The sequence below is a fragment of the Mycobacterium sp. ML4 genome (assembly GCF_054515735.1).
In genome coordinates, this window is sequence record NZ_JBTNSY010000030.1 from 1 (window position 1) to 22,796 (window position 22,796).

Genomic DNA, 22,796 nt, shown 5'->3' on the forward strand with positions numbered 1-22,796 from the left:
GTTCCTAGCGGTCATCACGGTCGTCATCGGCGCCGCGCTCGTCTACTGGCGACTGCAGTCACCAGAGACTTATGAGGAACGGTTCGCAACGCCTGCCCGACTCCTGCGCTGGCGCCTTTGGGCGCAGCTCTCATGGCAGAAGCTCTGCAAGCGCTGCGGCTTGTCCGCTGCGGAGCAGCTCACGCGCCGCGACAGCGAAGGCCGACAGGTCACGTCGACCCGTTGGTCTCATCCAAAGCTATTGGCCACAGACGTATCTCGCACCGCCCTGCGTCTGACTGTCCGGGCCAGGATGGGGCAGACCGTCGAAGACTTGGAGCGTGCCGTTCCAGCGATTCGCGACGCTGCGGGCGCTCACTCGGCACGGTCGGTTGTCGTCTCCCCCGGCACGCTGCGGATCGAACTGGTGATGCAGGAACAGCTCTCGACAGTAGGCAACGCGGTGCCGCCGACAGCGGTAACCACGGCGCGGGTCACGCTCGGGCGATGCGAGAACGGCTCAGCGTGGAGTCTGCAATTGAGCGGTCGACACACCCTTACGGTGGGCTGCTCAGGTGCAGGCAAAGGCTCCGTCTTCTGGGGAATCGCCTGTGGTCTCGGTCCTGCTGTCGCCGCAGAAGTGGTTCGACTGGTGGGAATCGACCTGAAATACGGAATTGAATTGTCGGTCGGCTCTGATCTGTTCACGAAGATCGCCATCACGGAAGCCGATGCCGTGGAAACCCTTGCCGCGCTGGAGAAGTTGATGGACCAACGCGGGCAACTCATGGCCGGACGCTCACGCCAGCACAGCGCGAGTCGTGATACGCCGTTGGTGGTGCTGCTGATCGACGAACTCGCCGGTCTGACCAACTACTTGTCCGATCCGGCCATGTGCAAAGCGGCCAAAGCATCGTTGTCACGGATCTTGTCCAAAGGTCGCGGGCTTGGGATTGTGGTGGCCGCATTCGTACAAGATCCCCGCAAGGAAATCATTCCCATGCGGGAATTGTTCACGCAGACCATCGCGCTGCGGCTGCGTTCACGCGACGAAGTCGCCATGGTGCTCGGCGATGGCATGGTCGACAAAGCGCCCGCGCACCGAATCAGCCCCGACCAACCCGGCACCGGCTACGTCATTGCCGAAGACGGACAGGTGACCAGGGTCCGGTCCGACTTTTGGAGCGACGACCAAATCCGCTGCACCGCAATACGATACGGCCGAGCACGCACACCCGGAGGAAAGATCGATGAGTGACGACTGGCCACTCTTCGAATCGCCCGATGAGCATAAGTTGGCGAGGCACGCCGATCTCATCCACCGCGCCCAGCTCGTCAGCAGAGACGGATGGGGCCGGTACCGGTGCCTCTGGTCGTGCGGCGAAGTCATCGGAACCGCCCTGGTCCTGGGTGACGACGCCGAGCTCCAGCGCTGCGGCGAGACGAGGCACTCCGCGCTGGAGCGGTGGGCATTCGATCTATGGGGAATGACTGGCGGCCAAGCCGACGCCGAGGCCGGATTGCTACGCACCCGAGCCTGGTTCGACTCCATCCGTGCAGCGAGGTGAGAGGGTGGTCACTCACGGCCTGCGCGAGTCTCTCGTCAGTACGGGCAACTTCCCAGAATTGCTTACCGCCGAACAGGTTTCAACGCTCCTGGGGGTATCTGCCGCGACACTCAACCGCTGGGCGGCGCTCCGCGAAACAACCGGCGAGCAGATCGGCCCACCCTGCTACACACTGTCAGAGCGGGTACGCCGCTGGGACTGCGCAGAAGTCAGGTCCTGGCTGAAGCAGGTGCGCCGGTAATGGCGGGCAACACCCCTCGCGGCATCCGAAAGCGCCTCAACGCAGCCGGCCAACCCCGCTACCAAGTTCGCTACCTGATTCGTGATCCGGACGCGCCATCGGGCTGGGTCGAAACGTCGGCCACCTTTCCGACTCTGCGCGAGGCGAAGGCGTTCAAATCCGAGCGTGACAACGAAGCCGCGCTCGGTGCACGTCGATTCGACCCACGCCTCGGACGCACACCGCTGAACCGGATCTGGGTTCAGTTCTCCGATTCCAAGAAGCCCGCGGTGTCGCCGAAGACCTGGAGCGGATACGTCCAACACTGGGAACTGCGAATCGCGCCCCAATTCGGTCACATCCCCGTCGACGAGATCACTCGCGCCGACGTCCAGGCGTTCGTTGACGGCCTGACGGTAGGCCCGTGGGCGAAAGTTTCCACGCTTCGGCTCATGCGCTCGATTCTCGACGTCGCCCACCAGGACGGCCGCATCCACCGCAACCCGCTCTTGGCGTCTCAGCGGGTCGCATTCCCGAGGGGGATCGTCATCGCTACCTGACCGCACAGGAGGTCCAGACGCTGGCCCGCGCCTGCGGTGACCAGGGCGACATCGTGATCATCCTCGCCTACACCGGCCTGCGCTGGTCCGAACTCGTCGGCCTCCGCGTCAAGGACATCGACCTCGTCGCTCGTCGCCTCTACGTCCGACGGGCAGCACCCGAAGTCGAAGGCCACATCGTGATCGGGCCACCCAAGACCCGAGCCGGCATCCGAACCGTCCCGCTCCCCCAAGTCGTCGTCGAGATCTTCAAGGCGCGCATCACCGGGCGGGAACCTGACGAGCCTGCCGTCACCTCACCCAATGGCGCGATGCTGCGCTCCAACAACTGGCGTCGCCACACCAACTGGAACAAAGCCCTCAAGAAGACCGACCTGGCGCCACTAACCATCCATGACCTACGGCACACCTACGCCAGCCTGGCCCGCAAATCCGGCGCTGACCTTCGATACGTCCAGAAGACCATGGGCCACTCCACGCCGACCGTCACCGCGAACATCTACAGCGACCTCTATGCCGACGAGCTGGACCAGGTCGCCACGAACCTCGATCAGCTTCACGCGACCGAGATTCACACACCCAAGACCGGACAAGAACCGGACAAAGAAAACTGACAACCGAGTGCATAACCCGTGTCTATGCAGGTCATAAGCGGTGGCCAGGGGCGGGATCGAACCGCCGACCTTCCGCTTTTCAGGCGGACGCTCGTACCGACTGAGCTACCTGGCCGGAAGCCGGCAGGCAGCGTGTGCCTCGCCGTGCTGGCGACCCTGACGGGACTCGAACCCGCGACCTCCGCCGTGACAGGGCGGCGCGCTAACCAACTGCGCCACAGGGCCTTGCTGTACTGCTGTGCTCCGCGGGTACCCGCGTCGCCCGTACCCCCTACGGGATTCGAACCCGCGCTACCGCCTTGAAAGGGCGGCGTCCTAGGCCGCTAGACGAAGGGGGCCAGAACCGAATCTCTCCGGGGCACTGCCAACGCGATTACTGTTGGGAGCCAAGTCAGCTTAGGTCACCCCGGCCCCAATCCTCAAACGAGCCCTCCATCGGTACACAGTATTGTGATTCAGCGCCGCCCCTATAGCTCAGTTGGTAGAGCTACGGACTTTTAATCCGCAGGTCGTAGGTTCGAGTCCTACTGGGGGCACCAAACCTGCGCCTAGCTGGCCTGGTGGTTGCTCGATGCCCGATGGGCGAAACGATTCCGGACGCACCGTTTGGTTGCCGTCACGCTTAGTTATGCTCGCGGCTATGCTTCCGGACGTGAACCCAGCTGAGGTCCAACCCAACGCCCCCGTAGCCCTGGTGACGCTGGAGATCCGTCACCCGGCGACAGACTCCCTTACCGAGTCGGCAAGCCGCGAACTCAAGCAATTCCTGGTCAACGACCTGCCGATCGAACGTCAGGCCCAGGATGTCCAGTGGGGCATGACGGCCCCCGGCCAGGCGCCGCAGCCCATCGCCGACCGCTTCGTGCGTTACTCCAATCGGGACAACACCACCGCCGCCTCGCTCAAGAACCAGGCGATCGTCGTCGAGACCAGCGCCTACAGCAACTTCGACAGCTTCCTGGACATCGCGATGCGGGTGGTCGACGCGCGTTCGGCGGTCTCGTCCATCGTGGGCATCGAACGCATCGGTCTGCGCTACGTCCTGGAAATCCGGGTTCCCGCGGGCGTCGATGGACGCATCGAATGGACCAACTGGATCGACGACAGCCTGCTGGGCCCCCAGCGTCTGGCTCCGGGTGGACTGACCCTCACCGAATGGCAGGGCGCCGCGGTCTACCGGGAGGCACAACCGGGCAAGTCGCTCATCGTGCGTTACGGGCCGGGCGTCGGGCAGGCGCTCGACCCGAGCTATCACCTCCGTCGCGTCACCCCGCCGCAGGCCGGGCAGTTCTTCCTGATGGACATCGACAGCTTCTGGACTCCGCCCACCGGCGCGATCCCGGAGTACAACCGGGAGGCCCTCGTCTCGACTTACCGGGATCTCTATGCGCCCGCGCAGGCGGTTTTCCAGGACATGCTCACCCCGCGGCTGAAGGACGAGCTGCTGCGCAGCCAGTAGGCTCGCTACGGCCGCAACACCGCGCTGGCGAAGGTCATGTCAGCGAACGCTTCCGCAAGTTCGTCGTCGGGGTAGCCGAAACCGTTGAGCGCGTGCAGTTCCTCGGTGGTGTGATGCGAGGCGTGCCAGCCGCTGCGGGCCAAGTGGTCAAGGATGTGGCTGCGCTCCGCGTGGTAGACGAGATCGTTGAAGTCGATGTCGAAGCCGAGTTCGGCCATGCGGTCATGGTGTGCGCGCCACCGCTCATCCTGGAAGATCCGGGTGTCCGGGACAAATTCGAACGACAGCCGGCTGCCGGTTGCGCTCAGCGCAGTGATGCTGTCGAACAGCGCGTCCTGGGCTTCGTCAGGGAGGTAGAGCAACAGCCCCTCCGCGCTCCACGCTGACGGGGCGCGGGTGTCGAACCCAGCCGCCCGCAACGCCGAGGCCCAGTCGTCGCGCAGATCGATGGCGACGGGCCGGCGCTCAGCCGTGGGTTCCGCACCGAGGTCGCGCAGCGTCCGTGTCTTGAACTCGACCACCTCCGGCATGTCGATCTCGTAGACCACGGTGCCGGCCGGCCACGACAGCCGGTAGGCGCGAGCGTCCAGACCGGAGGCCAAAATGACCACCTGGCCGATGCCGCTACGGGTCGCGTCCAGAAAGAACTGGTCGTAGAACCTGGTCCGGCAGGCCATCCCTCGGGCCATCCGCTCCGGATCGAATTCGGAGTCGTCCTCGACGGGAATCTGCCCGTCGACCAACCGCGTGTAGACGTCGATGCCAACCGCACGCACCAGCGGCGCCGCGAACGGGTCGTCGATGTAGGCGTACTCAGGGTCGGACGCCAGCGCGCGTTGCGCGGCAACCATGGTCGCCGTCGCGCCGACACTCGTTGCAAGATCCCAGCGATCCCGATCGGTACGCGGCACGGCACTCCCTCGTATTCCAGAAAATATAGACAATCTAGTAAATATCACAGAACCGCCAATGATTCTTGCGGGCTAGTCTGCGCATGTGACCGACTTCGCGCAGCGAACCATCGACCTCGCCCGCCAGAATGTCGCTGAAGGGGGTCGCCCGTTCGCGACGGTGATCGTCAAAGATGGCGAGGTGCTTGCCGAGAGCGCGAACAAGGTGGCACAGACCAACGATCCGACCGCCCACGCCGAGATCCTGGCCATCCGCGCGGCGTGCACCAAGCTGGGCACTGAACACCTCGTCGGTACTACGTTCTACGTGCTGGCCCATCCGTGCCCGATGTGCCTGGGATCGCTTTACTATTGCTCGCCCGACCAAGTCGTATTCCTAACGGCACGCGACGCCTACGAACCGTATTACGTCGACGACCGCAAGTATTTCGAGCTCGGCACCTTCTTCGACGAATTCGCGAAGGACTGGCGGGCCCGACGACTGCCGATTCGCGAAGAAACCCGCCCGGAGATCCAACAGGCCGCCGTGGACGTGTACCGAACCTGGCGGGAGCGCAACGGCGGGCGGCGCCAGGCGACTGTCGTTCCGCCCGGCTGACCGCGGCTCAGCTTGACAGCGGGCGCCACCCTCCAACATTATCTACGTATGCATGCAGATAGTAGACCTCATCGTCTGCCTGATGATCAGGTCGGACTGGTAGTCGAGGTCTTCCGCATGCTGGCCGATGCGACTCGAGTGCAGGTGCTGTGGTCGCTGGCCAAACACGAGATGTCGGTCAACGAGCTGGCCGAGCATGTCGGCAAACCGGCGCCGTCGGTCTCTCAGCACCTGGCGAAGTTGCGCATGGCACGCCTGGTCCGCACCCGCCGCGAGGGGACCACGATCTTCTACAGCCTGGAGAACGATCACGTGCGACAACTCGTCATCGATGCGGTCTACAACGCCGAACACGCCGGTCCGGGCGTTCCGGGCCACCACCGCGGGGACACCGGCATCCAGGCGGTCAAGAACTAAAGAGCCGCAACAATATTCACGAATAGGAGACTACGAACATGTCAGAACACACCCACGACGGGGCCCACGCCCACGAGCACCAGCACGGCGACGTCCACCACAGCCACGCCCACACCACGCACGAACACGAGCACGTCGCGCACGAACACAGCCACTCCCACGGCGACGGCACCGAACACACCCATGAGCACGTGCACCAGTCCGGACTCGAAGAGGTGCACAGCCACTCGCACTGACGCCTCAGACGCTGGGACAGTAGTGCTTCGGATTGCCGCGCTCGTCCAGCGGGGGCAGGTTCCTGGCCGGCGTCTGCGGCAGCGGGGCGTCGGCCGGAATCCGCCCCGATGCGCGGTCGAGACCGGCGCGGGCCCGGGGGTGCTTGCGGTACCGGGGCGGCACGAACGTAAAGATCACCCGTACCAGGTCACCGAAACGCCGGTGTAACCACGCATCGCGGCGCGACCATCGATAGCCCAGCCGTTCGCGGACGGCCGGGTGATACAGGCCGACCGTCAGCCAGACGAAGAACGGCGCAGTCAGCTCGGTCAGGCCCGTCCAGAGCCAATCCGGAAGCCATGGCGCGATCGGCGGCTTCCCATACTTCGTCAAGTCGAGGACGGCCCGGGTCGCGAAGTTGTCCTCCAATACGTTGCGGCACATGTGGTCCCAATAGACCTGGAACTCCTCCCAGGTTTTCGGCACCGGCCGCATGCTCATGCCGTACATCCGGTACCACTGGACGTGCTCGTCGAACAGTTGCCGCTTCTCTGCTTCAGTCAGGCCGCCGCAAAACCATTCAGCCACGTGGATCGTGCCGACGAAAAAGGTCGAGTGCGCCCAATAGAAAACGTCGGGGTTCAGCGCGTGGTAGCGGCGCCCCTGGTCATCGACGCCTTTGATGTCGACGTGGTAGTCGCGGACCTCGGCGCCGGTGATCGGAGCGCGGTCACCGTCGAAGACGACGCCGCCGATCGGGTACAGCGATCGCATCACCCGCGGCAGCGGCTCCCGTAAGAACGTCGAGTGGTCCTCGACGGCGGCACCCAGCTGGGGATGCATGTTCTGCATGGATCCCGCGAACGGCCCCTGCAGGATGCCCCGCCAGTCACCGAAGTATTTCCAGGTCAGCGAATCCGGTCCCAGCGGTGTTGGCGGCGCCTCATAGCCCGACCCGGAGACCGGACACCCCATGGCCACGCCGCGGTCGTCCTCCGGGGTTGCGGAAGCCGGTCCGTCAGCGCTGGTCACCGGGCAGGCCGCGGACGTATCTTGATTCACTGGTGCTATTCCTTAGCTGTCAGAAATCTGACTACAGGCGTTGTCAGACTCGATTCTAGGAGCGATGTGCAAGCGGGGCAACGACGGGGCCGCTGGTCGGGCGTTCCCTTGCAGGACCGCCACGCGTTGCGCCGTGACACCCTCATTGCCGCCGGCGTCCAATTGCTCGGCAGCGAGGCAGGACCCGCGCTCACAGTACGCGCGGTCTGCCGGCAGGCCAGCCTGACCGAGCGCTACTTCTACGAAAGCTTTACCGACCGCGACCACTTCGTTCGCGCCGTCTACGACGACGTCTGCACCAGAGCGATGGCGACACTGACGTCGGCGAAGACCCCGCGGGAAGCCGTCGAGCAATTCGTGGCGCTGATGGTCGACGACCCGGTGCGCGGCCGCGTGCTGTTGCTGGCGCCGGCTGTGGAGCCGGTGCTGACCCGCTCCGGGGCGGAGTGGATGCCCAACTTCATCGACCTGCTTCAGCGCAAGCTGTCCCGGATTGTCGACCCCGTCGTCCAGAAACTGGTGGCCACCAGTTTGGTTGGCGCACTCACGGCCCTCTTCACCGCATACCTCAACGATCAATTGGGCGCGACCCGTCAGCAATTCATCGACTATTGCGTCGACATGCTGCTGGGCACGGCCGCTACCTACGTCCCGGCCCGGGACGCCAAGCTGGCCGAGTTTCCGCTCGCGGCCGCGCCGCGGGATTAACCGCCGCCCGGACGGGGCACTCCTCCTCCCATAGTCGACCGGAGTTACCGCACCGTGATGCGCCACACCCTGGGCAAACTTGATGCTACTGATAGGCACAGATATATTGACTGCAACCAAAAGACACAGATAACTGGAGTTGCCATGTCAGGCGAGCTGACCAATCTGCAGCTGCTACAGGAACTCGAGCCAATGGTCGAGAAGTACCTGAACCGGCACGAGAGCATGCACAAGGACTGGAACCCGCACGACTACATCCCGTGGTCGGACGGGAAGAACTTCTATGCGCTGGGTGGACAGGATTGGGAGCCCGGACAGTCCAAGCTGTCCGACATCGCCCAGGTGGCGATGGTGCAGAACCTGATGACCGAAGACAACCTGCCGTCGTATCACCGCGAGATCACCATGAACTTCGGCCTGGACGGCGCCTGGGGTCAGTGGGTCAACCGGTGGACCGCCGAAGAGAACCGGCACGGGATGGCGTTGCGTGATTACCTGGTGGTGACCCGCGCCGTCGACCCTTATGAGCTGGAGAAGCTGCGCATGGAAGTGGTGAACCGGGGGTTCAGCCCGGGCCAGAACCACCAGGTGCGCGACGACCTGTTCGCCGAGAGCCTGTTCGACTCGGTCATCTACGTCACCTTCCAGGAGTTGGCCACCCGGATTTCGCACCGCAACACCGGCAAGGCATGCGACGAGCCGATTGCTGACCAGATGCTGGCCAAGATCTCGGCCGACGAGAACCTGCACATGATCTTCTACCGGGATGTCAGCGAAGCCGGGTTCGATATTGCCCCCAACCAAGCGATGAAGTCGCTGCACAAGATCCTGCGCAACTTCCAGATGCCGGGATACCAGGTGCCCGAGTTCCGCCGCAAAGCCGTGCTGATCGCCGTCGGCGGCGTCTACGACCCACGCATCCACCTCGACGACGTAGTCCTGCCGGTGCTGAAGAAGTGGCGCATTTTCGAGCGTGAGGACTTCACCGGCGAAGCCGCCGCGCTCCGCGACGACCTGGCCGTGCTGATCAAGGAGCTGGAAGCGTCTTGCGACAAGTTTGAGGTGTCCAAGCAGCGCCAACTCGACCGGGAACTACGCACCGGCAAGAAGACCACCGCATTCGAACTGCATGAGACCGCGGGCAAGCTGACGCTGAGCGGACGGTAGCGCCCTTTGCGCATCGGCGCCATCGAGCTCGCCAGCCCGGTAGTGCTCGCTCCCATGGCCGGGGTGACGAACGTCGCGTTCCGGACGCTGTGCCGCGAGCTGGAACAGGCGAAAGCCGGCACGGTCAGCGGACTGTACGTCTGCGAAATGGTGACCGCGCGTGCGCTAGTCGAGCGGCATCCGGTCACCATGCACATGACGGCGTTTGCTCCGGATGAGTCGCCGCGTTCGCTGCAGCTGTACACCGTCGACCCGGACACCACCTTCGCGGCGGCCAGGATGATCGCCGACGACGGCCTGGCCGACCACATCGACATGAACTTCGGCTGCCCGGTGCCCAAGGTGACCAGACGCGGCGGCGGAGCGGCGCTGCCGTTCAAGCGCCGACTGTTCGGCCAGATCGTCGCCGCCGCGGTACGCGCGACCGCCGGCACCGACATACCGGTGACCGTCAAGTTCCGCATCGGCATCGACGACGAACACCACACCCACCTGGACGCCGGGCGGATTGCCGAAGCCGAAGGCGCCGCAGCGGTCGCCCTGCACGCCCGCACGGCCGCCCAGAGGTATTCGGGCTCCGCCGACTGGAATCAGATCGCACGGCTCAAGCAGCAGGTTTGCACCATCCCGGTGCTGGGCAACGGCGACATCTACGACGCCAGCGACGCGCTGGCCATGATGGCCGCCACCGGATGCGACGGCGTGGTCATCGGCCGGGGCTGCCTGGGCAGGCCCTGGCTGTTCGCCGAGCTGTCGGCCGCCTTCACTGGCGCCCCGGCACCCACCCCGCCCACTCTCGGTGAGGTTGCCGACATCGTCCGCCGGCACGGCGCGCTGCTGGCCGCCCATTTCGGCGAGGACAAGGGCATGCGTGACATTCGTAAGCATGTCGCCTGGTATCTGCACGGCTTTCCGGCGGGATCCGATCTGCGACGGGCATTGGCGCTGGTCAAAACTCTCGACGAACTCGACGAGCTGCTCAACCGGTTGGATCGCGACGTTCCGTTCCCGGAAGCCGGCAATGGCCCGCGCGGCCGTCAGGGCTCGCCCGCCCGGGTGTCCCTTCCCGACGGCTGGCTCAACGATCCCGACGACTGCCGGGTGCCCGAAGGCGCCGACGTGATGCACTCCGGCGGTTGATCCGCACGTTCGAGTAGCGCAACCGAGACGCTCTCGAAATCGCGTCTGAGCCGATAAATCAGTACGATGTGAGCCCTAATGCAATTGTGCGGCGCCGTGCACGGCGGTGCTGCCTTCACGCGTGCTTGCAATGCCCGAACAACCACCACCACCGGTGGGGACGTCCGCGTAGTGAGTTTCGGAGGTCGGTAGGACATGAGTGACGGCGAGAACGGCGCCACTCCTGCCCATCGGCGCACCGGTGATGGTGACTTCCTTACCGCAAACGCCCAGCCATTACCAGGCGCCGCGCCGTGGGAACGCTTCTCGACTGCGGAGGCCGACGACGAGCTGTGCCGCTGGTCCGCGGCGTCTCGCACCCGCGCCGAGGTGTCGAAGCAAAGCCCGGCCGCACCGCAACCAGACGAGCCAGGCAGCCACAACGAGGGCGTACTGAGCGTTGCGGATCTGATCGCCAAACTGGGCGCGACCCTTCCGGACCGCCCCCGGCACCGGCATCTTGCCGACGAACCTGTGGCCGCAGAGCCCGACGTGTTCGACGAGTCGCAGGCACCCCACGAGCCGGAGGCCGCCGACCTGCCCGCGGTCCCCGAACCCGACGACCTGCTCGACACGCAGGTCATTCCCACCCCGGCCTACTCGCTGCAGCTGCTGTCCGAACTGCCCGATCTCGGGGCAGCCAACTACCCGGAGGACGCCTGCACTGAGAAGGCGAATCGTCGCAAGCGACGCCGCGGGACCTCGCCGGCTCGCGCATCGGCCGCGGACCCCGAGAAGTCCCGGCGGAAGCGGCCGATTCTGGTGGCGGGTCGCTCCCTGGTGGCGATGATTGCGTTGCTGTCGCTGGTGCTGACCGGTGGCGCCTGGCGTTGGAGTTCGTCGAAGAACAGCCAGTTGAACACGGTAAGCGCGCTCGACCCCGGTTCGTCGGACATCGTCGACCCCAACGCGCAATACGGCGACGAGAATTTCCTGATCGTGGGGATGGACTCGCGACTGGGCGCCAACGCCAACGTCGGAGCCGGTGACACCGAGGATGCGGGGGGCGCACGGTCGGACACCGTGATGCTGGTGAACATCCCCGCGAGCCGCAAACGGGTCGTCGCGGTGTCGTTCCCCCGGGACCTGGCGATCACCCCGATCCAGTGCGAGGCCTGGAATCCTGAAAACGGCAAGTACGGGCCCATTTATGACCCGAAGACCGGCAAGACGGGCCCGCGGATGGTCTACACCGAGACCAAACTGAACTCGGCGTTCTCCTTCGGCGGCCCCAAGTGTCTGGTGAAGGTCATCCAGAAATTGTCGGGTTTGAGCGTCAACCGGTTCATCGCCATCGACTTCGTCGGTTTCGGGCGGATGGTCGAAGCGCTCGGCGGAGTCGAGGTGTGCAGCACCACGCCGCTGAAGGACTACGAGTTGGGCACGGTGCTCGACCACGCCGGACGCCAGGTCATCGACGGGCCCACGGCGCTGAACTACGTGCGGGCCCGGCAGGTCACCACTGAGTACAACGGAGACTACGGTCGGATAAAGCGCCAGCAGTTGTTCCTGTCGTCGTTGCTGCGCACGATGATCTCCGAAGACACGTTGATGAATCTCAACAAGCTCAACAACGTCGTCAACATGTTCATCGGAAACAGCTACGTCGACAACGTCAAGACCAAAGACCTCGTCGAACTGGGCCGGTCTCTGCAGCACATGGCAGCCGGACACGTCACGTTCGTGACCGTTCCCACCGGTGTAACTGATCAGGACGGCAATGAACCTCCGCGCACGGCGGACATGAAGGCGTTGTTCACGGCCATCATCAACGACGATCCGCTGCCGAAGGAAAACGACCAGAACGCGCAGAGCCTGGGCAGCTCCCCGACGTCGGGCGCGGCCACCACGCCGGGTCCCGGCTCCATCAAGAAGCCGGCCCAGCCGGCTCCGGCCAACGAGACGCACCGCGAGCAGGTGACGACGACCTCGCCGCAGGAGGTGACGGTTCAGGTGTCCAACGGAACCGGCACCGAGGGCCTGGCCGCCACCGCCGCAAGCCAACTTAAGCGCAACGGTTTCAACGTAATGACGCCGGACGACTACCCGAGCTCGCTGAAGACCACCACGGTGTTCTTCTCACCCGGTAATGAACAGGCCGCCGCGACGGTCGCGGCGGCCTTCGGAAACTCTCACGTCGAACGGGTCACCGGGATCGGCTCGGTCGTGCAGGTGGTTCTCGGTCCGGATTTCAGTTCGGTCACCCCCCCGCCGCCCAGCGGCTCCCCGGTGAGCATGCAGATCAGCCGCAATACCAGCAGTCCGCCGACCCGGCTGCCGGAGGATCTAACCGTCACCAATGCCGCGGATACCACCTGCGAATAGCACGGAACGCGCCGCTACACGCTTTTTGCCTCATAGAGAACGTAGGCTTTACCCATGAGGACCGCCTATCATGAGCAGCTCGCGGACTTGTCCGAGCGACTCGGCGAGATGTGCGGGCTGGCCGGGATCGCAATGGAGCGGGCTACCCAAGCCCTTTTGCAGGCCGACCTGGTCCTGGCCGAGCAGGTCATCACCGACCACGAGAGGATCTCGGCGCTCAGTGCCCAGGCCGAGGAGAGCGCTTTCGTGCTGCTCGCACTGCAGGCGCCGGTCGCCGGTGACCTGAGGTCGATCGTCAGCGCGATACAGATCGTCGCCGACATCGACCGGATGGGCGCGCTGGCTCTGCACGTCGCCAAGATTGCCCGTCGACGGCACCCGCAGCACGCGCTACCCGAGGAGGTCAACGGCTACTTTGCCGAAATGGGCAGAGTTGCAGTGGAATTGGGTAACAGCGCACAGGAGGTGCTGCAGACCCGCGACCCGGAGAAGGCGGCGCGGATCCGCGAAGAAGACGACGCGATGGACGATCTGCATCGGCATCTGTTCAGTGTGCTGATGGACCGGGAGTGGAAGTACGGGGTGGCGGCCGCCGTGGACGTGACATTGCTCGGTCGGTTCTACGAACGCTTCGCCGACCACGCGGTGGAGGTGGCCCGCCGGGTCATCTTCCAGGCCACCGGCAAGTTCGCCGACAGCGAGGCGAACCCCGCCGCTCACTGAAAGTGTTCCCCTAGCCGAATCGGCCGGAAATGTAGTCTTCGGTCGATTTCTGACTCGGGTTGGAAAAGATCTTTTCGGTGTCGTCGATCTCGATCAAACGCCCGGGCTTGCCGACGGACTCCAAGTTGAAGAACGCCGTCTGATCGCTTACCCGAGCCGCCTGCTGCATGTTGTGGGTGACGATCACGATGGTGTATTCCTGCTTCAACTCGCTGATCAGGTCTTCGATGGCCATCGTCGAGATCGGATCCAAAGCCGAACACGGTTCGTCCATCAGCAGGACGTCGGGCTGCACCGCGATGGCCCGCGCGATGCACAACCGCTGCTGCTGGCCGCCGGACAGACCACCTCCAGGCTTGTCCAGCCTGTCTTTGACCTCGTCCCAGAGATTGGCGCCGCGCAGCGAGTATTCGGCGGTCTCGTCGAGCGCCTTGCGGTTGCGCACGCCCTGCAGCTTCAGCCCGGCCACCACGTTGTCGCGAATAGACATGGCCGGGAAGGGATTGGGTCGCTGAAACACCATTCCGATCGCCCGCCGCACCCCGACGGGGTCGATGCGCGCGCCGTAGATGTCCTCGTCGTCGAGCAGCACGCTGCCTTCCACCCGGGCGCCGGGGATGACCTCGTGCATCCGGTTCAGGGTGCGCAACACGGTGGTCTTGCCGCAGCCCGACGGGCCGATGAACGCCGTCACACTGCGAGGTAGCACCGACAGCGTCACATCGGCGACCGCGTGGAACGCCCCGTAATAGATGTTGACCTCTTTGAGGTCCAACCGTTTCGCCAAGCTGATGCAACTCCTGCTTACGTCTTTTTCGGTGTGAAGATCTTCGCGACCGCCCTGGCCCCTAAATTGATGATGGCAATCAGCAAGATCAGAGTAAGCGCGGCGCCCCACATCCGCTCTGTGGGAATCGGGTCGGCGCCGGCGCCGGCGGTTGTCTGGTCATACATCATGCCCGGCAACGACCCCATGAACCCAGTGAACACGTCGAAATTAATAAATCGTGCATAGCCGACCAGGATGAGCAGCGGCGATGTCTCGCCCAGAACCCGGGCCAAGGCGAGCAGGATCCCGGTAAGGATGCCGGAGAGCCCAGTGGGCAGCACCACCCTGGCGATGGTCTTCCATTTCGTTATTCCGAGCGCGTAGCTCGCCTCCCGCAGGTCGACCGGCACGATCCGCAGCATCTCTTCGGTCGCCCGGGCGATCACCGGCAGCATCATCAGGACCAGGGCCAATGACACCGCGAACTGCGACCGCGGCAGACCCGACGCAGCCACCCACACCGCGTAGATGAACAAAGCCGCAACGATTGAGGGCACTCCGGCGAGCAGATCCAACGCGAAGCTGACCAGCCGCGCCAGCGGGCTGCGGCCGCCGTACTCCACCAGGTAGATTCCCACAAGCACACCAATCGGAATCGCGATCACGGCGCACGCCAATCCCAGCAGCAGCGTGCCGACGATGGCATGGTAGGCACCGCCTCCGGGTTCCAGGGGCGTCGTCCCCGCCTGGGAATGCGTCCACCACGCAGCCGTGGTCAGCGCCGAGAATCCCTTGACGACCACCGAGCACAGCAACCACAACAGCGGCACCAGGGCGGTCAGCATCGCCAGCGTCACCAGAACGGTGGCCACGTAGTTGGCGATCCGCCGACGCCGGCCGCGTCCCGCCAGGGTCCGCCACTTCAGCGGGCGATCCAGCATCGAGGTCATAACCGCGTCCTCCCGGCCCGAGTGCCTGCCACCGCCGCGCGCGCCAGAGCGTTGAGCACCAACGTGAGCAGGAAAAGCACCAGGCCCGCGGCGATGTATCCCCCCGCCTTGTACTGATTGTCGAATTCGGGTGCGGCGGCGGCGATCTTGGTGGCAAACGTGGACCCGCCGTCGAACAGCGACCAACTGAACGCCCCCTGGGTGCCGCGCAGGATGATCAGCAAGGCCATCGTTTCGCCCAGTGCCCGGCCCAAACCGAGGAAGGCCGCGCTGACAAATCCCGACCGTCCGAATGGCAACACCGTCGTCCTGACCACCTCCCACCCGGTAGCACCCAGTGCCAGTGCGGCCTCGATCTCGTCCTGCGGCGTCTGGACGAAGACTTCGCGGGTGACCGCGGTGATGACCGGCAGGATCATCACCGCCAAGACGATCCCCCCGGTGAAAACGGTCCCCCCGCCGAGGACCGATGCGCTACCGGTGGCAAACAGGAACACGTGCCCGAAGTGCACGTTCAGCCAGACGGCCACGGGCCGCAACTGTGGCGCCAGCACATACAGTCCCCAGACGCCGTAGATGATCGAGGGCACGGCGGCCAAGAGATCGACAGCGTAGGACAGCGGCGCGGCGAGCCTGCGCGGCACGTACTGCGTGAGATAGATGGCGACCCCCAGCGCCACCGGCATCGCCAGTAACAGCGCGAACACCGCCACGAAGACCGTCACATGCAGCTGCTCCTGGATGCCGAACCGCATCGCCGACGGGTCGGTGGTGGCCCACGGGCCGCGGTAGGTGAAGAAGTTCTCCCGGTCGCGGCGCAGCGCCGGCAAGGCGTGCCATAGCAAGAACCCGCCGATCGCGCCGATCGACGCCACGATCAACACGCCCGACCCTTCCGATACCCGGCGGAAGATCCGGTCACCCAACGCCGGCTTGCCGTAGCCCCAGGGGCTGATGGGGAGGACGGGCGGTCCCGAGAACGGCGCCGCGACGACCTCCGCGGATCCCGCATCGTCAGGGTTTGGCGTCGTCACACTCGCTCCCATCGGTCCCCGTTGCGGAAGGCTCGGCCGCTGCCGGGTAACCGCCGTCCCTTCGCTCGCGTCATCGATTTACTGCAGTGCGTCGATCGCGGTGATCAGGCGCGCCTTGACTGTATCCGGCAGCGGGACATACCCCGCGGAGGTGAGTCCCGTCTGGCCGTGGTTGACGGCGGTGGTGAGGAAGGCCTTGACCGCCGCGGCGGTATCCGGGTCGTATCCCTTGGAGCACACGATCTCGTAGGTGGCCAGCACCAACGGGTAGGCCGCCGGATCCCGCATCGCATACAACGAATTCAGGTCCAAGACGAGATCGTTACCGCCGGCCGCGAAGTTGACGCCGTTGACGGCGTGGCGCACCGTCTGATCGGTGAGCGCGACGACGCCGTTGCCGGTGTCGATCTGCGCGAAGGGCACCCGGGCACGGTCGGCGAAACCCTTCTCGACGTAGCCGATGGCTCCGGGGGTGGCCTGGACCGCCTGAACCACACCCGCAGACCGCGGGGCGCCCTCGCCGACGCCGCCCAGAAACTCGGTGCCGACGCCGCGGGACCAACTCTGCGGCGCAGCCGCGGTCAGATACTTCTGAAAATTGTCGGTGGTTCCCGACGAATCCTTGCGATAGATCGGCGTGATCCGCGTTTTCGGCAGCGCCACGCCGGGATTCAGCGCGACCAGCATCGGGTCGTCCCAGGTACGGATGCCGCCACTGAAGATCTTCGCCAGCGTGTCGGCATCTACAGCCAGCGTGGGGATGTCCGGCAGGTTGTACACCAACGCGATCGGCCCGAATACCAGTGGCAGGTCCCATGCCGGGTTTCCGCTGCATCGCTGCGCCGCGGGACCTATCTGGGTGGACACCAGCGGCGAGTCCGACCCGGCGAAGTCGACGTGGCCGGCAATGAACTGTTCGCGTCCGGCGCCGGACCCGGTCGGGTTATAGGCCAGCGTCTTTCCGGGACACAGCTGCCCCCACACCTGATTGAACAGCGCGATGGCGATCTGCTGGGCGGTAGAACCTTCAGCGGTGAGCGCGTTCTTCCCGCCACACGAGCCCCCGGAGGGTGGCCCCGCGCCCGGTGGGGAGCCACGGTTGTCGTCACTGCCGCACGCCGTCACGACCGCACAACAGATCGTCATCGCAACGGCCGTCACCCTGGCCAGCGAGCCACGCCTCCCGCACGATCCTCGACGGTCGTTCACCCACTGGGACATTGCCAGGTCGCCCGGAAAGTATGCCCCGCACAGGAAAACGCGCCGGATGACGGATCAGTTGCCGGCGGAGCCCGTGGCGTAAGCCGTGTCGACGCTGTAAACGGTGAAACCCGTCTTCTCATAGGTCCGCACCGCGGCCGCGTTGTCGGACTCCACGTACAACATCGCGGTGGGGTCAGGCATGCCGGCCAGCCGCTGCGCCAGCGACGCCAGACCAATCGATGTCAGGAGCTGTCCCAGACCGCTGCCCTGCGCCGCGGGGTCAACGCCCAGTACGTAGACCTCGCCCAGACCCGCAGGATCGGAATGCACTTTGGTCCAGTGGAATCCCAGCAGCCGGTCGTTCCGGTCGGACGCCAGGAACAGGCCCGCCGGATCGAACCACGACTCCGCGCGCCGCTCCTCGAGCTCACGTTCGGTCCAGCCACCCTGTTCCGGGTGGTAGGAAAAGGCGGCGTTGTTGACCCGTAGCAGCTCGGCGTCGTCGGACCGGCCGGCGTACGTGCGAATCCGCACCTCACCCAGACTGTCCGGGCGCACCGGTTCGGTCAGGTCGCGCAGCGGCCGTCTCATCTGCAGCAGTTCCCGCACCGCGACCAGATTCAGCGCCGACGCGGTGGCCCTGGCCGGCGTCAACGTTCCGTGCGCCCAGAACCGGGTCCGCCCGTCGGTTTTGGCCAGGGCGGCGCGTGCCAGCGCGGTGCCCAGGCCGCGCCGTCGCGCATGCGGGTGTACCACCAATTCCGCCATCGCGTCCGCGTCATCCCGCGACGGGCTGAGATTCAGATAGCCCGTGATGATGTCGCCGGCGCTGTGATCGGAAATCACCAGATGCTCAGTACGGTGCTGTGGCAGTTCCCGCAACACCTGCTCGCCGAGCGGAGCTACGCCATCGGATTCTGTTGCCGCCGTGATGAGTTCACGAATTTGACGTTGCTCATCGCCGGTCAGGACAGCGCGCCACTGCGGCGCGGTCACTGACTGCGCAGCGGGTCGGCCAGCGGGTCGTGGAGTTGGCCCTCGGAGTCGTCGTCGGGCTCGGCGCTCTGGGTCCGGCCGCGTGCCGGGCGAACCGCCTTGTAACCCACGTTGCGCACCGTCCCGATCAGCGCTTCATGCTCCGGGCCGAGCTTGGCCCGCAGCCGACGTACGTGCACGTCGACGGTGCGGGTTCCGCCGAAGAAGTCGTACCCCCAGACCTCGTGCAGCAGTTGCGCGCGGGTGAACACGCGGCCGGCGTGCTGGGCCAGGTACTTCAGCAACTCGAATTCCTTGTACGTCAGGTCCAGCGGACGACCCCGCAGCCGCGCGGTGTAGGTGCCTTCGTCGATCACCAGCTCGCCCAGGCTCACCTTGCCGACACTGTCCTGGTCGGCCAGGCCGCCGCGGCGACCTACCACCAGCCGCAGTCGGGCATCGATCTCGGCCGGTCCGGTGGTGGGCAACAAAATCTCGTCCAGACCCCAATCGGCACTGATAGCCACCAACCCACCTTCGCTGACTACCGCGAGAACCGGCGTCGAACGGCCGGCCGTGCTCAGCAGGCGGCACAGACCGCGGGCCGCCGACAGGTCGTTGCGCGCATCGACAAGCACCGCGTCGGCGTTACCCGCCTCCAACAGTGAAGACGCCTCCGGCGGGGCGGTCCGCACGGTGTGGGGCAGCAACGACAACGAGGGTAGGACCGGGTCGGGATACAGCTCCGAGGTCAGCAGTAATAGCTCCAACACGCCCCTCCAGCCTCGTGGGCAAGGCCTCCCAGGCTCATCCGACACATGCCGTTAGCGGCAAGATCATCTAACGATAACGTGCCACCTGGTATTCGGCCTGACGACGATGCGTTCCGTAATACAGCAGCCGAAAGTCGGGTGATTAGCCGGCAGCCCTTCGCAGGGCCGCCGACCTGGGGACAGACGCCGGGACCGTGAGAACACTGTGAGCAACACAACAGGGCGCCGGCGATGTCAGAATGTCCGCGTGCGTAAAGTCCTGGCCGGCGTTACTGCGGCGGCAATCGCGGTCGGCGTCATTGCGCTCGGCGCCGTAGGCGTCGACTACGGCGCAAGCATCTACGCCGAATACCGGCTGTCCACCAACGTGCGCAAAGCCGCCAACCTGGGGTCTGACCCGTTCGTGGCCATCATCGCCTTCCCGTTCATCCCGCAGGCGATGCGCCACCACTACGACGAGCTGGAGATCAAGGCCGGGGCCGTCGATCACGCCGGCGTGGGCAGAGCCACCCTGGAGGCCACCATGCACTCGATCGACCTGACCGACGCATCCTGGCTGATCACACCCGATGCGAAACTTCCGATCAGGAAGCTGGAGAGCCGCATCATCATCGACTCGATGCATCTGGGCCGCTACATGGGCATCGCCGACCTGATGGTGGAGGCCCCTCCGCAAGAGTCGAACGACGCCACCGGCGGCACCACCGAGTCCGGGATCTCGGGTAACCACGGACTGGTGTTCAGCGGCACCCCGAAATCAGCCGGATTTGACCAGCGGGTCTCCATCTCGGTGGACCTGTCGATCGCGCCCGACGACCCGGCGACCCTGATGATCACCCCCACCGGCGTCCTCACCGGTCCCGACACCGAAAACCGGACCGTTCCCGACGAAAAACGCGACGCCGTGATGCGCGCATTCACCGGCAGACTGCCCAACCAGCGGCTCCCGTTCGGGGTCGCACCCAACACGGTCGGCGCGCGTGGCTCCGACGTCATCATCGAGGGCATCACCACGGGAGTCACCGTCACGTTGGAAGGTTTCAAGCAGTCGTGACCTTGTCAATAACCGGCCCGCGGCCGCTTTCTCGGCCGCTGTTGGCTTGATCACTGTTTTATTAGGTAAGCTGACCGGCGTGTCAACCCGCATCGAGCTTGTGCTCACCGAGCGCCGCACAGCATCGCTGTGCCGCATTGCGGGTTGTTGCTGTTGCTGTAGCTGTTGAGTGGCCGCGCCTATCTGCGCAGCACTCGAAGCGGCCAGGCCCCCTGCCGTGGCATGTCTTCCTCGCGCAACAGGCGTACCTAGGAGTAAGTCCGTGTCGAATACCACCATGAGCCGGGCGGGTGGGTGTCCGTGCCCCGCCGCCCACACCTGACCACGCCGTTCACCTGAAAATCGAAAGGATCCCCATGGCACGCTCCGATGTCCTGGTCTCCGCCGACTGGGCTGAGAGCAATCTGGATGCCGACAATGTCGTCTTCGTCGAGGTAGACGAGGACACCAGCGCATACGACGGCGGCCACATCGCCGGCGCAGTCAAGCTCGACTGGCGAGACGACCTGCAAGACCCGGTGAAACGTGACTTCGTCGACGCCCAGCAGTTCTCCAAACTGTTGTCCGACCGCGGCATCTCCAACGACGACACCGTGATCCTCTACGGCGGCAACAACAACTGGTTCGCGGCCTATGCGTACTGGTACTTCAAGCTGTACGGCCACGAGAAGGTCAGACTGCTCGACGGCGGTCGCAAGAAGTGGGAGCTCGACGGCCGGTCGCTGTCCAGCGACCCTGTCAGCCGGCCCGCCACGTCCTACACCGCATCGGCGCCGGACAACAGCATTCGCGCCTTCCGCGACGAGGTCATCGCCGCGATAGGCACCAAGAACCTGGTCGACGTGCGGTCTCCCGACGAATTCTCCGGCAAGATCCTCGCTCCGGCGCACCTGCCGCAGGAACAGAGCCAGCGGCCCGGCCACGTTCCCACCGCCATCAACGTGCCGTGGAGCAAGGCCGCCAATGAGGACGGAACGTTCAAGTCCGACGACGAGTTGGCCAAGCTCTACGCCGACGCCGGGCTGGACGGGACGAAGGAAACGATTGCCTACTGCCGGATCGGGGAACGTTCGTCGCACACCTGGTTCGTCTTGCAAGAACTACTCGGACACAAAAACGTCAAAAACTACGACGGCAGTTGGACGGAATACGGCTCCCTGGTGGGCGCCCCGATCGAGTTGGGAAGCTGACATGTGCACTGCACCGAAGCAAGGACTGACGTTGCCTGCCAGCGTCGACTTGGAGAAGGAAACGGTCATCACCGGTCGCGTGGTGGACGGCGACGGACAGGCGGTCGGTGGCGCGTTCGTACGGCTGCTGGACTCGTCTGACGAGTTCACTGCGGAGGTCGTTGCGTCGGCCACCGGCGATTTCCGGTTCTTCGCCGCGCCTGGATCGTGGACGCTGCGCGCGTTGTCGCGGGTGGGCAACGGCGACGCCGTGGTGGCACCCTCTGGCGCCGGCATCCACGAGGTGGACATCAAGGTCGCCTGACCGACCCGCTGCGCCCGGCTCCGCCGCGCTCGCGATCGCTCCTGGAATAGACTCGTCGCTGTGGTGCTGTTCTTCGAGATCATGCTCGTCCTCGCGACCGTGGTCATCTCCTGGTTCGCGCTGTATGCGCTGTATCGGCTGATCACCGACGAGTCGTGACCCCGAGCGAGGGCAAGGGTGCCGCTGACGAGCTGTCTCAGGCGGCGGAGCGGGCGAAACTGACCGCTAACCGTAATATCCCCGCGTACGACGACCTGCCGGTACCCGCGGACACGGCGAACCTGCGCGAAGGGGCCAACCTCAACGACGCGCTGCTGGCCCTGCTGCCGCTGGTCGGCGTGTGGCGCGGCGAAGGCGAAGGTCACGCTCATGACGGTGATTACCGGTTTGGCCAGCAGATCGTGGTGTCCCACGACGGTGGCGACTACCTGAATTGGGAGGCCCGTTCGTGGCGCCTCGACGAGGACGGTGAATACCACCAGCCTGGGTTGCGCGAAACCGGCTTCTGGCGATTCGTCGCCGACCCCGACGATCCGAGCGAGTCCCAGGCCATCGAGTTGTTGCTGGCGCACTCGGCCGGTTACGTCGAGCTGTTCTACGGGCGGCCGCGCAACCAGTCGTCCTGGGAGTTGGTCACCGATGCGCTTGCCCGCAGCCGGTCCGGAGTGCTGGTCGGCGGCGCCAAACGCCTTTACGGCATCGTCGAGGGCGGCGACCTGGCATATGTGGAAGAGCGGGTCGACGCCGACGGCGGGCTGGTCCCGCATCTGTCGGCGCGATTGTCCCGATTCGTCGGCTGAGGCCCCGCCCGGCGCAATGTAATCGGACCCCCTACTTG

Annotated in this window: 24 protein-coding genes, 4 tRNA genes and 1 pseudogene; 18 read left to right on the top strand and 11 right to left on the bottom strand. The window is 65.1% G+C overall.

Annotated features, from left to right (window positions below):
- The first annotated feature begins 13 nt into the window (after positions 1-13).
- From ACX9NE_RS25480 to ACX9NE_RS25495, 4 genes and pseudogenes are all read left to right on the top strand, one after another.
- Positions 14-1,237, top strand: coding sequence for an FtsK/SpoIIIE domain-containing protein (locus ACX9NE_RS25480; RefSeq protein ID WP_459364508.1), 1,224 nt, complete (start codon positions 14-16; stop codon positions 1,235-1,237).
- Positions 1,230-1,547 carry a hypothetical protein gene (locus ACX9NE_RS25485; protein WP_459364502.1) on the top strand — a complete coding sequence of 106 codons (318 nt, stop codon included), beginning with the start codon at positions 1,230-1,232 and terminating at the stop codon, positions 1,545-1,547. Before ACX9NE_RS25480 ends, ACX9NE_RS25485 begins: the two co-directional genes overlap by 8 nt.
- Positions 1,548-1,551: 4 nt before the next feature.
- Positions 1,552-1,788, top strand: a complete 237-nt coding sequence (locus tag ACX9NE_RS25490; protein ID WP_459364501.1) for a helix-turn-helix transcriptional regulator — start codon at positions 1,552-1,554, stop codon at positions 1,786-1,788.
- Positions 1,788-2,941, top strand: a pseudogene (locus ACX9NE_RS25495) (tyrosine-type recombinase/integrase). The gene ACX9NE_RS25490 and the pseudogene ACX9NE_RS25495 overlap by 1 nt, the downstream one beginning before the upstream one ends.
- Before the next feature lie 41 nt (positions 2,942-2,982).
- Here the strand turns inward: ACX9NE_RS25495 and ACX9NE_RS25500 are convergent.
- The 3 genes from ACX9NE_RS25500 to ACX9NE_RS25510 all read right to left on the bottom strand — a co-directional run bounded on the left by ACX9NE_RS25500 (position 2,983) and on the right by ACX9NE_RS25510 (position 3,279).
- A tRNA-Phe gene (locus tag ACX9NE_RS25500) sits at positions 2,983-3,056 on the bottom strand.
- 33 nt (positions 3,057-3,089) lie between these two features.
- Positions 3,090-3,166, bottom strand: a tRNA-Asp gene (locus ACX9NE_RS25505).
- Between the two features lie 40 nt (positions 3,167-3,206).
- Positions 3,207-3,279: transfer RNA gene (locus ACX9NE_RS25510), tRNA-Glu, on the bottom strand.
- A gap of 125 nt (positions 3,280-3,404) precedes the next feature.
- Between ACX9NE_RS25510 and ACX9NE_RS25515 the strand changes: the two genes are divergently transcribed.
- Positions 3,405-3,480: transfer RNA gene (locus ACX9NE_RS25515), tRNA-Lys, on the top strand.
- Between the two features lie 101 nt (positions 3,481-3,581).
- Positions 3,582-4,400, top strand: coding sequence for a TIGR04255 family protein (locus ACX9NE_RS25520; protein WP_459364500.1), 819 nt, complete (start codon positions 3,582-3,584; stop codon positions 4,398-4,400).
- Between the two features lie 5 nt (positions 4,401-4,405).
- On the opposite strand, the gene ACX9NE_RS25525 is transcribed toward ACX9NE_RS25520, so the two are convergent.
- Positions 4,406-5,251, bottom strand: a complete 846-nt coding sequence (locus ACX9NE_RS25525) for an SAM-dependent methyltransferase (protein WP_459364507.1) — start codon at positions 5,249-5,251, stop codon at positions 4,406-4,408.
- Positions 5,252-5,396: 145 nt separating this feature from the next.
- Here ACX9NE_RS25525 and ACX9NE_RS25530 point away from each other — a divergent pair, with 145 nt between their 5' ends.
- The 3 genes from ACX9NE_RS25530 to ACX9NE_RS25540 are packed head-to-tail and all read left to right on the top strand — an operon-like array spanning position 5,397 to position 6,562.
- Entirely contained in the window at positions 5,397-5,909 is a 513-nt protein-coding gene (locus ACX9NE_RS25530; RefSeq protein WP_459364499.1) for a nucleoside deaminase, read from the top strand.
- A gap of 48 nt (positions 5,910-5,957) precedes the next feature.
- Complete coding sequence (locus tag ACX9NE_RS25535; RefSeq protein ID WP_459364498.1) at positions 5,958-6,326, top strand: ArsR/SmtB family transcription factor; 369 nt, start codon at positions 5,958-5,960, stop codon at positions 6,324-6,326.
- A 38-nt stretch (positions 6,327-6,364) separates the two neighbouring features.
- Positions 6,365-6,562, top strand: a complete 198-nt coding sequence (locus ACX9NE_RS25540) for a zinc transporter Slc39a7 (protein ID WP_459364497.1) — start codon at positions 6,365-6,367, stop codon at positions 6,560-6,562.
- A 4-nt stretch (positions 6,563-6,566) separates the two neighbouring features.
- On the opposite strand, the gene ACX9NE_RS25545 is transcribed toward ACX9NE_RS25540, so the two are convergent.
- The gene (locus ACX9NE_RS25545) at positions 6,567-7,604 is read right to left on the bottom strand and encodes an oxygenase MpaB family protein (RefSeq protein ID WP_459364496.1); all 1,038 of its coding nucleotides are present in this window, start codon (positions 7,602-7,604) and stop codon (positions 6,567-6,569) included.
- A gap of 66 nt (positions 7,605-7,670) precedes the next feature.
- On the opposite strand from ACX9NE_RS25545, the gene ACX9NE_RS25550 reads away from it, so the two are divergent.
- From ACX9NE_RS25550 to phoU, 5 genes are all read left to right on the top strand, one after another.
- Positions 7,671-8,312 carry a TetR/AcrR family transcriptional regulator gene (locus tag ACX9NE_RS25550; protein WP_459364495.1) on the top strand — a complete coding sequence of 214 codons (642 nt, stop codon included), beginning with the start codon at positions 7,671-7,673 and terminating at the stop codon, positions 8,310-8,312.
- Between the two features lie 144 nt (positions 8,313-8,456).
- Positions 8,457-9,479, top strand: a complete 1,023-nt coding sequence (locus ACX9NE_RS25555) for an acyl-ACP desaturase (protein WP_459364494.1) — start codon at positions 8,457-8,459, stop codon at positions 9,477-9,479.
- Positions 9,480-9,485: 6 nt separating this feature from the next.
- Positions 9,486-10,619 carry a tRNA dihydrouridine synthase DusB gene (dusB, locus tag ACX9NE_RS25560; RefSeq protein ID WP_459364493.1) on the top strand — a complete coding sequence of 378 codons (1,134 nt, stop codon included), beginning with the start codon at positions 9,486-9,488 and terminating at the stop codon, positions 10,617-10,619.
- Positions 10,620-10,814: 195 nt separating this feature from the next.
- Positions 10,815-12,983 carry an LCP family protein gene (locus tag ACX9NE_RS25565; RefSeq protein ID WP_459364492.1) on the top strand — a complete coding sequence of 723 codons (2,169 nt, stop codon included), beginning with the start codon at positions 10,815-10,817 and terminating at the stop codon, positions 12,981-12,983.
- A 54-nt stretch (positions 12,984-13,037) separates the two neighbouring features.
- Positions 13,038-13,706, top strand: a complete 669-nt coding sequence (gene phoU / locus ACX9NE_RS25570; protein WP_459364491.1) for a phosphate signaling complex protein PhoU — start codon at positions 13,038-13,040, stop codon at positions 13,704-13,706.
- Positions 13,707-13,716: 10 nt separating this feature from the next.
- Here the strand turns inward: phoU and pstB are convergent, their stop codons facing one another.
- From pstB to ACX9NE_RS25600, 6 genes are all read right to left on the bottom strand, one after another.
- Positions 13,717-14,493, bottom strand: coding sequence for a phosphate ABC transporter ATP-binding protein PstB (gene pstB / locus ACX9NE_RS25575; protein WP_459364490.1), 777 nt, complete (start codon positions 14,491-14,493; stop codon positions 13,717-13,719).
- A 17-nt stretch (positions 14,494-14,510) separates the two neighbouring features.
- Positions 14,511-15,425 (bottom strand): phosphate ABC transporter permease PstA, encoded by a 915-nt coding sequence (gene pstA, locus ACX9NE_RS25580; protein ID WP_459364489.1) that lies wholly within the window; start codon positions 15,423-15,425, stop codon positions 14,511-14,513.
- A complete protein-coding gene (gene pstC / locus ACX9NE_RS25585; RefSeq protein WP_459364488.1) occupies positions 15,422-16,471 on the bottom strand; it encodes a phosphate ABC transporter permease subunit PstC in 1,050 nt (349 codons plus the stop codon). Before pstC ends, pstA begins: the two co-directional genes overlap by 4 nt.
- A 66-nt stretch (positions 16,472-16,537) precedes the next feature.
- Complete coding sequence (gene pstS, locus ACX9NE_RS25590; RefSeq protein WP_459364506.1) at positions 16,538-17,605, bottom strand: phosphate ABC transporter substrate-binding protein PstS; 1,068 nt, start codon at positions 17,603-17,605, stop codon at positions 16,538-16,540.
- A gap of 129 nt (positions 17,606-17,734) precedes the next feature.
- On the bottom strand, positions 17,735-18,658 hold the full coding sequence (mshD, locus tag ACX9NE_RS25595; RefSeq protein WP_459364487.1) for a mycothiol synthase: 924 nt from the start codon (positions 18,656-18,658) through the stop codon (positions 17,735-17,737).
- Positions 18,655-19,410 (bottom strand): winged helix-turn-helix transcriptional regulator, encoded by a 756-nt coding sequence (locus tag ACX9NE_RS25600; protein ID WP_459364486.1) that lies wholly within the window; start codon positions 19,408-19,410, stop codon positions 18,655-18,657. Before ACX9NE_RS25600 ends, mshD begins: the two co-directional genes overlap by 4 nt.
- 247 nt (positions 19,411-19,657) lie before the next feature.
- Here ACX9NE_RS25600 and lmeA point away from each other — a divergent pair, with 247 nt between their 5' ends.
- The 4 genes from lmeA to ACX9NE_RS25620 all read left to right on the top strand — a co-directional run bounded on the left by lmeA (position 19,658) and on the right by ACX9NE_RS25620 (position 22,758).
- Positions 19,658-20,464 (top strand): mannan chain length control protein LmeA, encoded by an 807-nt coding sequence (gene lmeA / locus ACX9NE_RS25605; protein ID WP_459364485.1) that lies wholly within the window; start codon positions 19,658-19,660, stop codon positions 20,462-20,464.
- Positions 20,465-20,820: 356 nt separating this feature from the next.
- The gene (locus tag ACX9NE_RS25610) at positions 20,821-21,654 is read left to right on the top strand and encodes a sulfurtransferase (RefSeq protein ID WP_459364484.1); all 834 of its coding nucleotides are present in this window, start codon (positions 20,821-20,823) and stop codon (positions 21,652-21,654) included.
- 1 nt (position 21,655) lies between these two features.
- Positions 21,656-21,958, top strand: coding sequence for a DUF1416 domain-containing protein (locus ACX9NE_RS25615; protein WP_205874850.1), 303 nt, complete (start codon positions 21,656-21,658; stop codon positions 21,956-21,958).
- Positions 21,959-22,113: 155 nt separating this feature from the next.
- Positions 22,114-22,758 carry a heme-binding beta-barrel domain-containing protein gene (locus ACX9NE_RS25620; protein WP_459364483.1) on the top strand — a complete coding sequence of 215 codons (645 nt, stop codon included), beginning with the start codon at positions 22,114-22,116 and terminating at the stop codon, positions 22,756-22,758.
- Positions 22,759-22,796 lie beyond the last annotated feature (38 nt).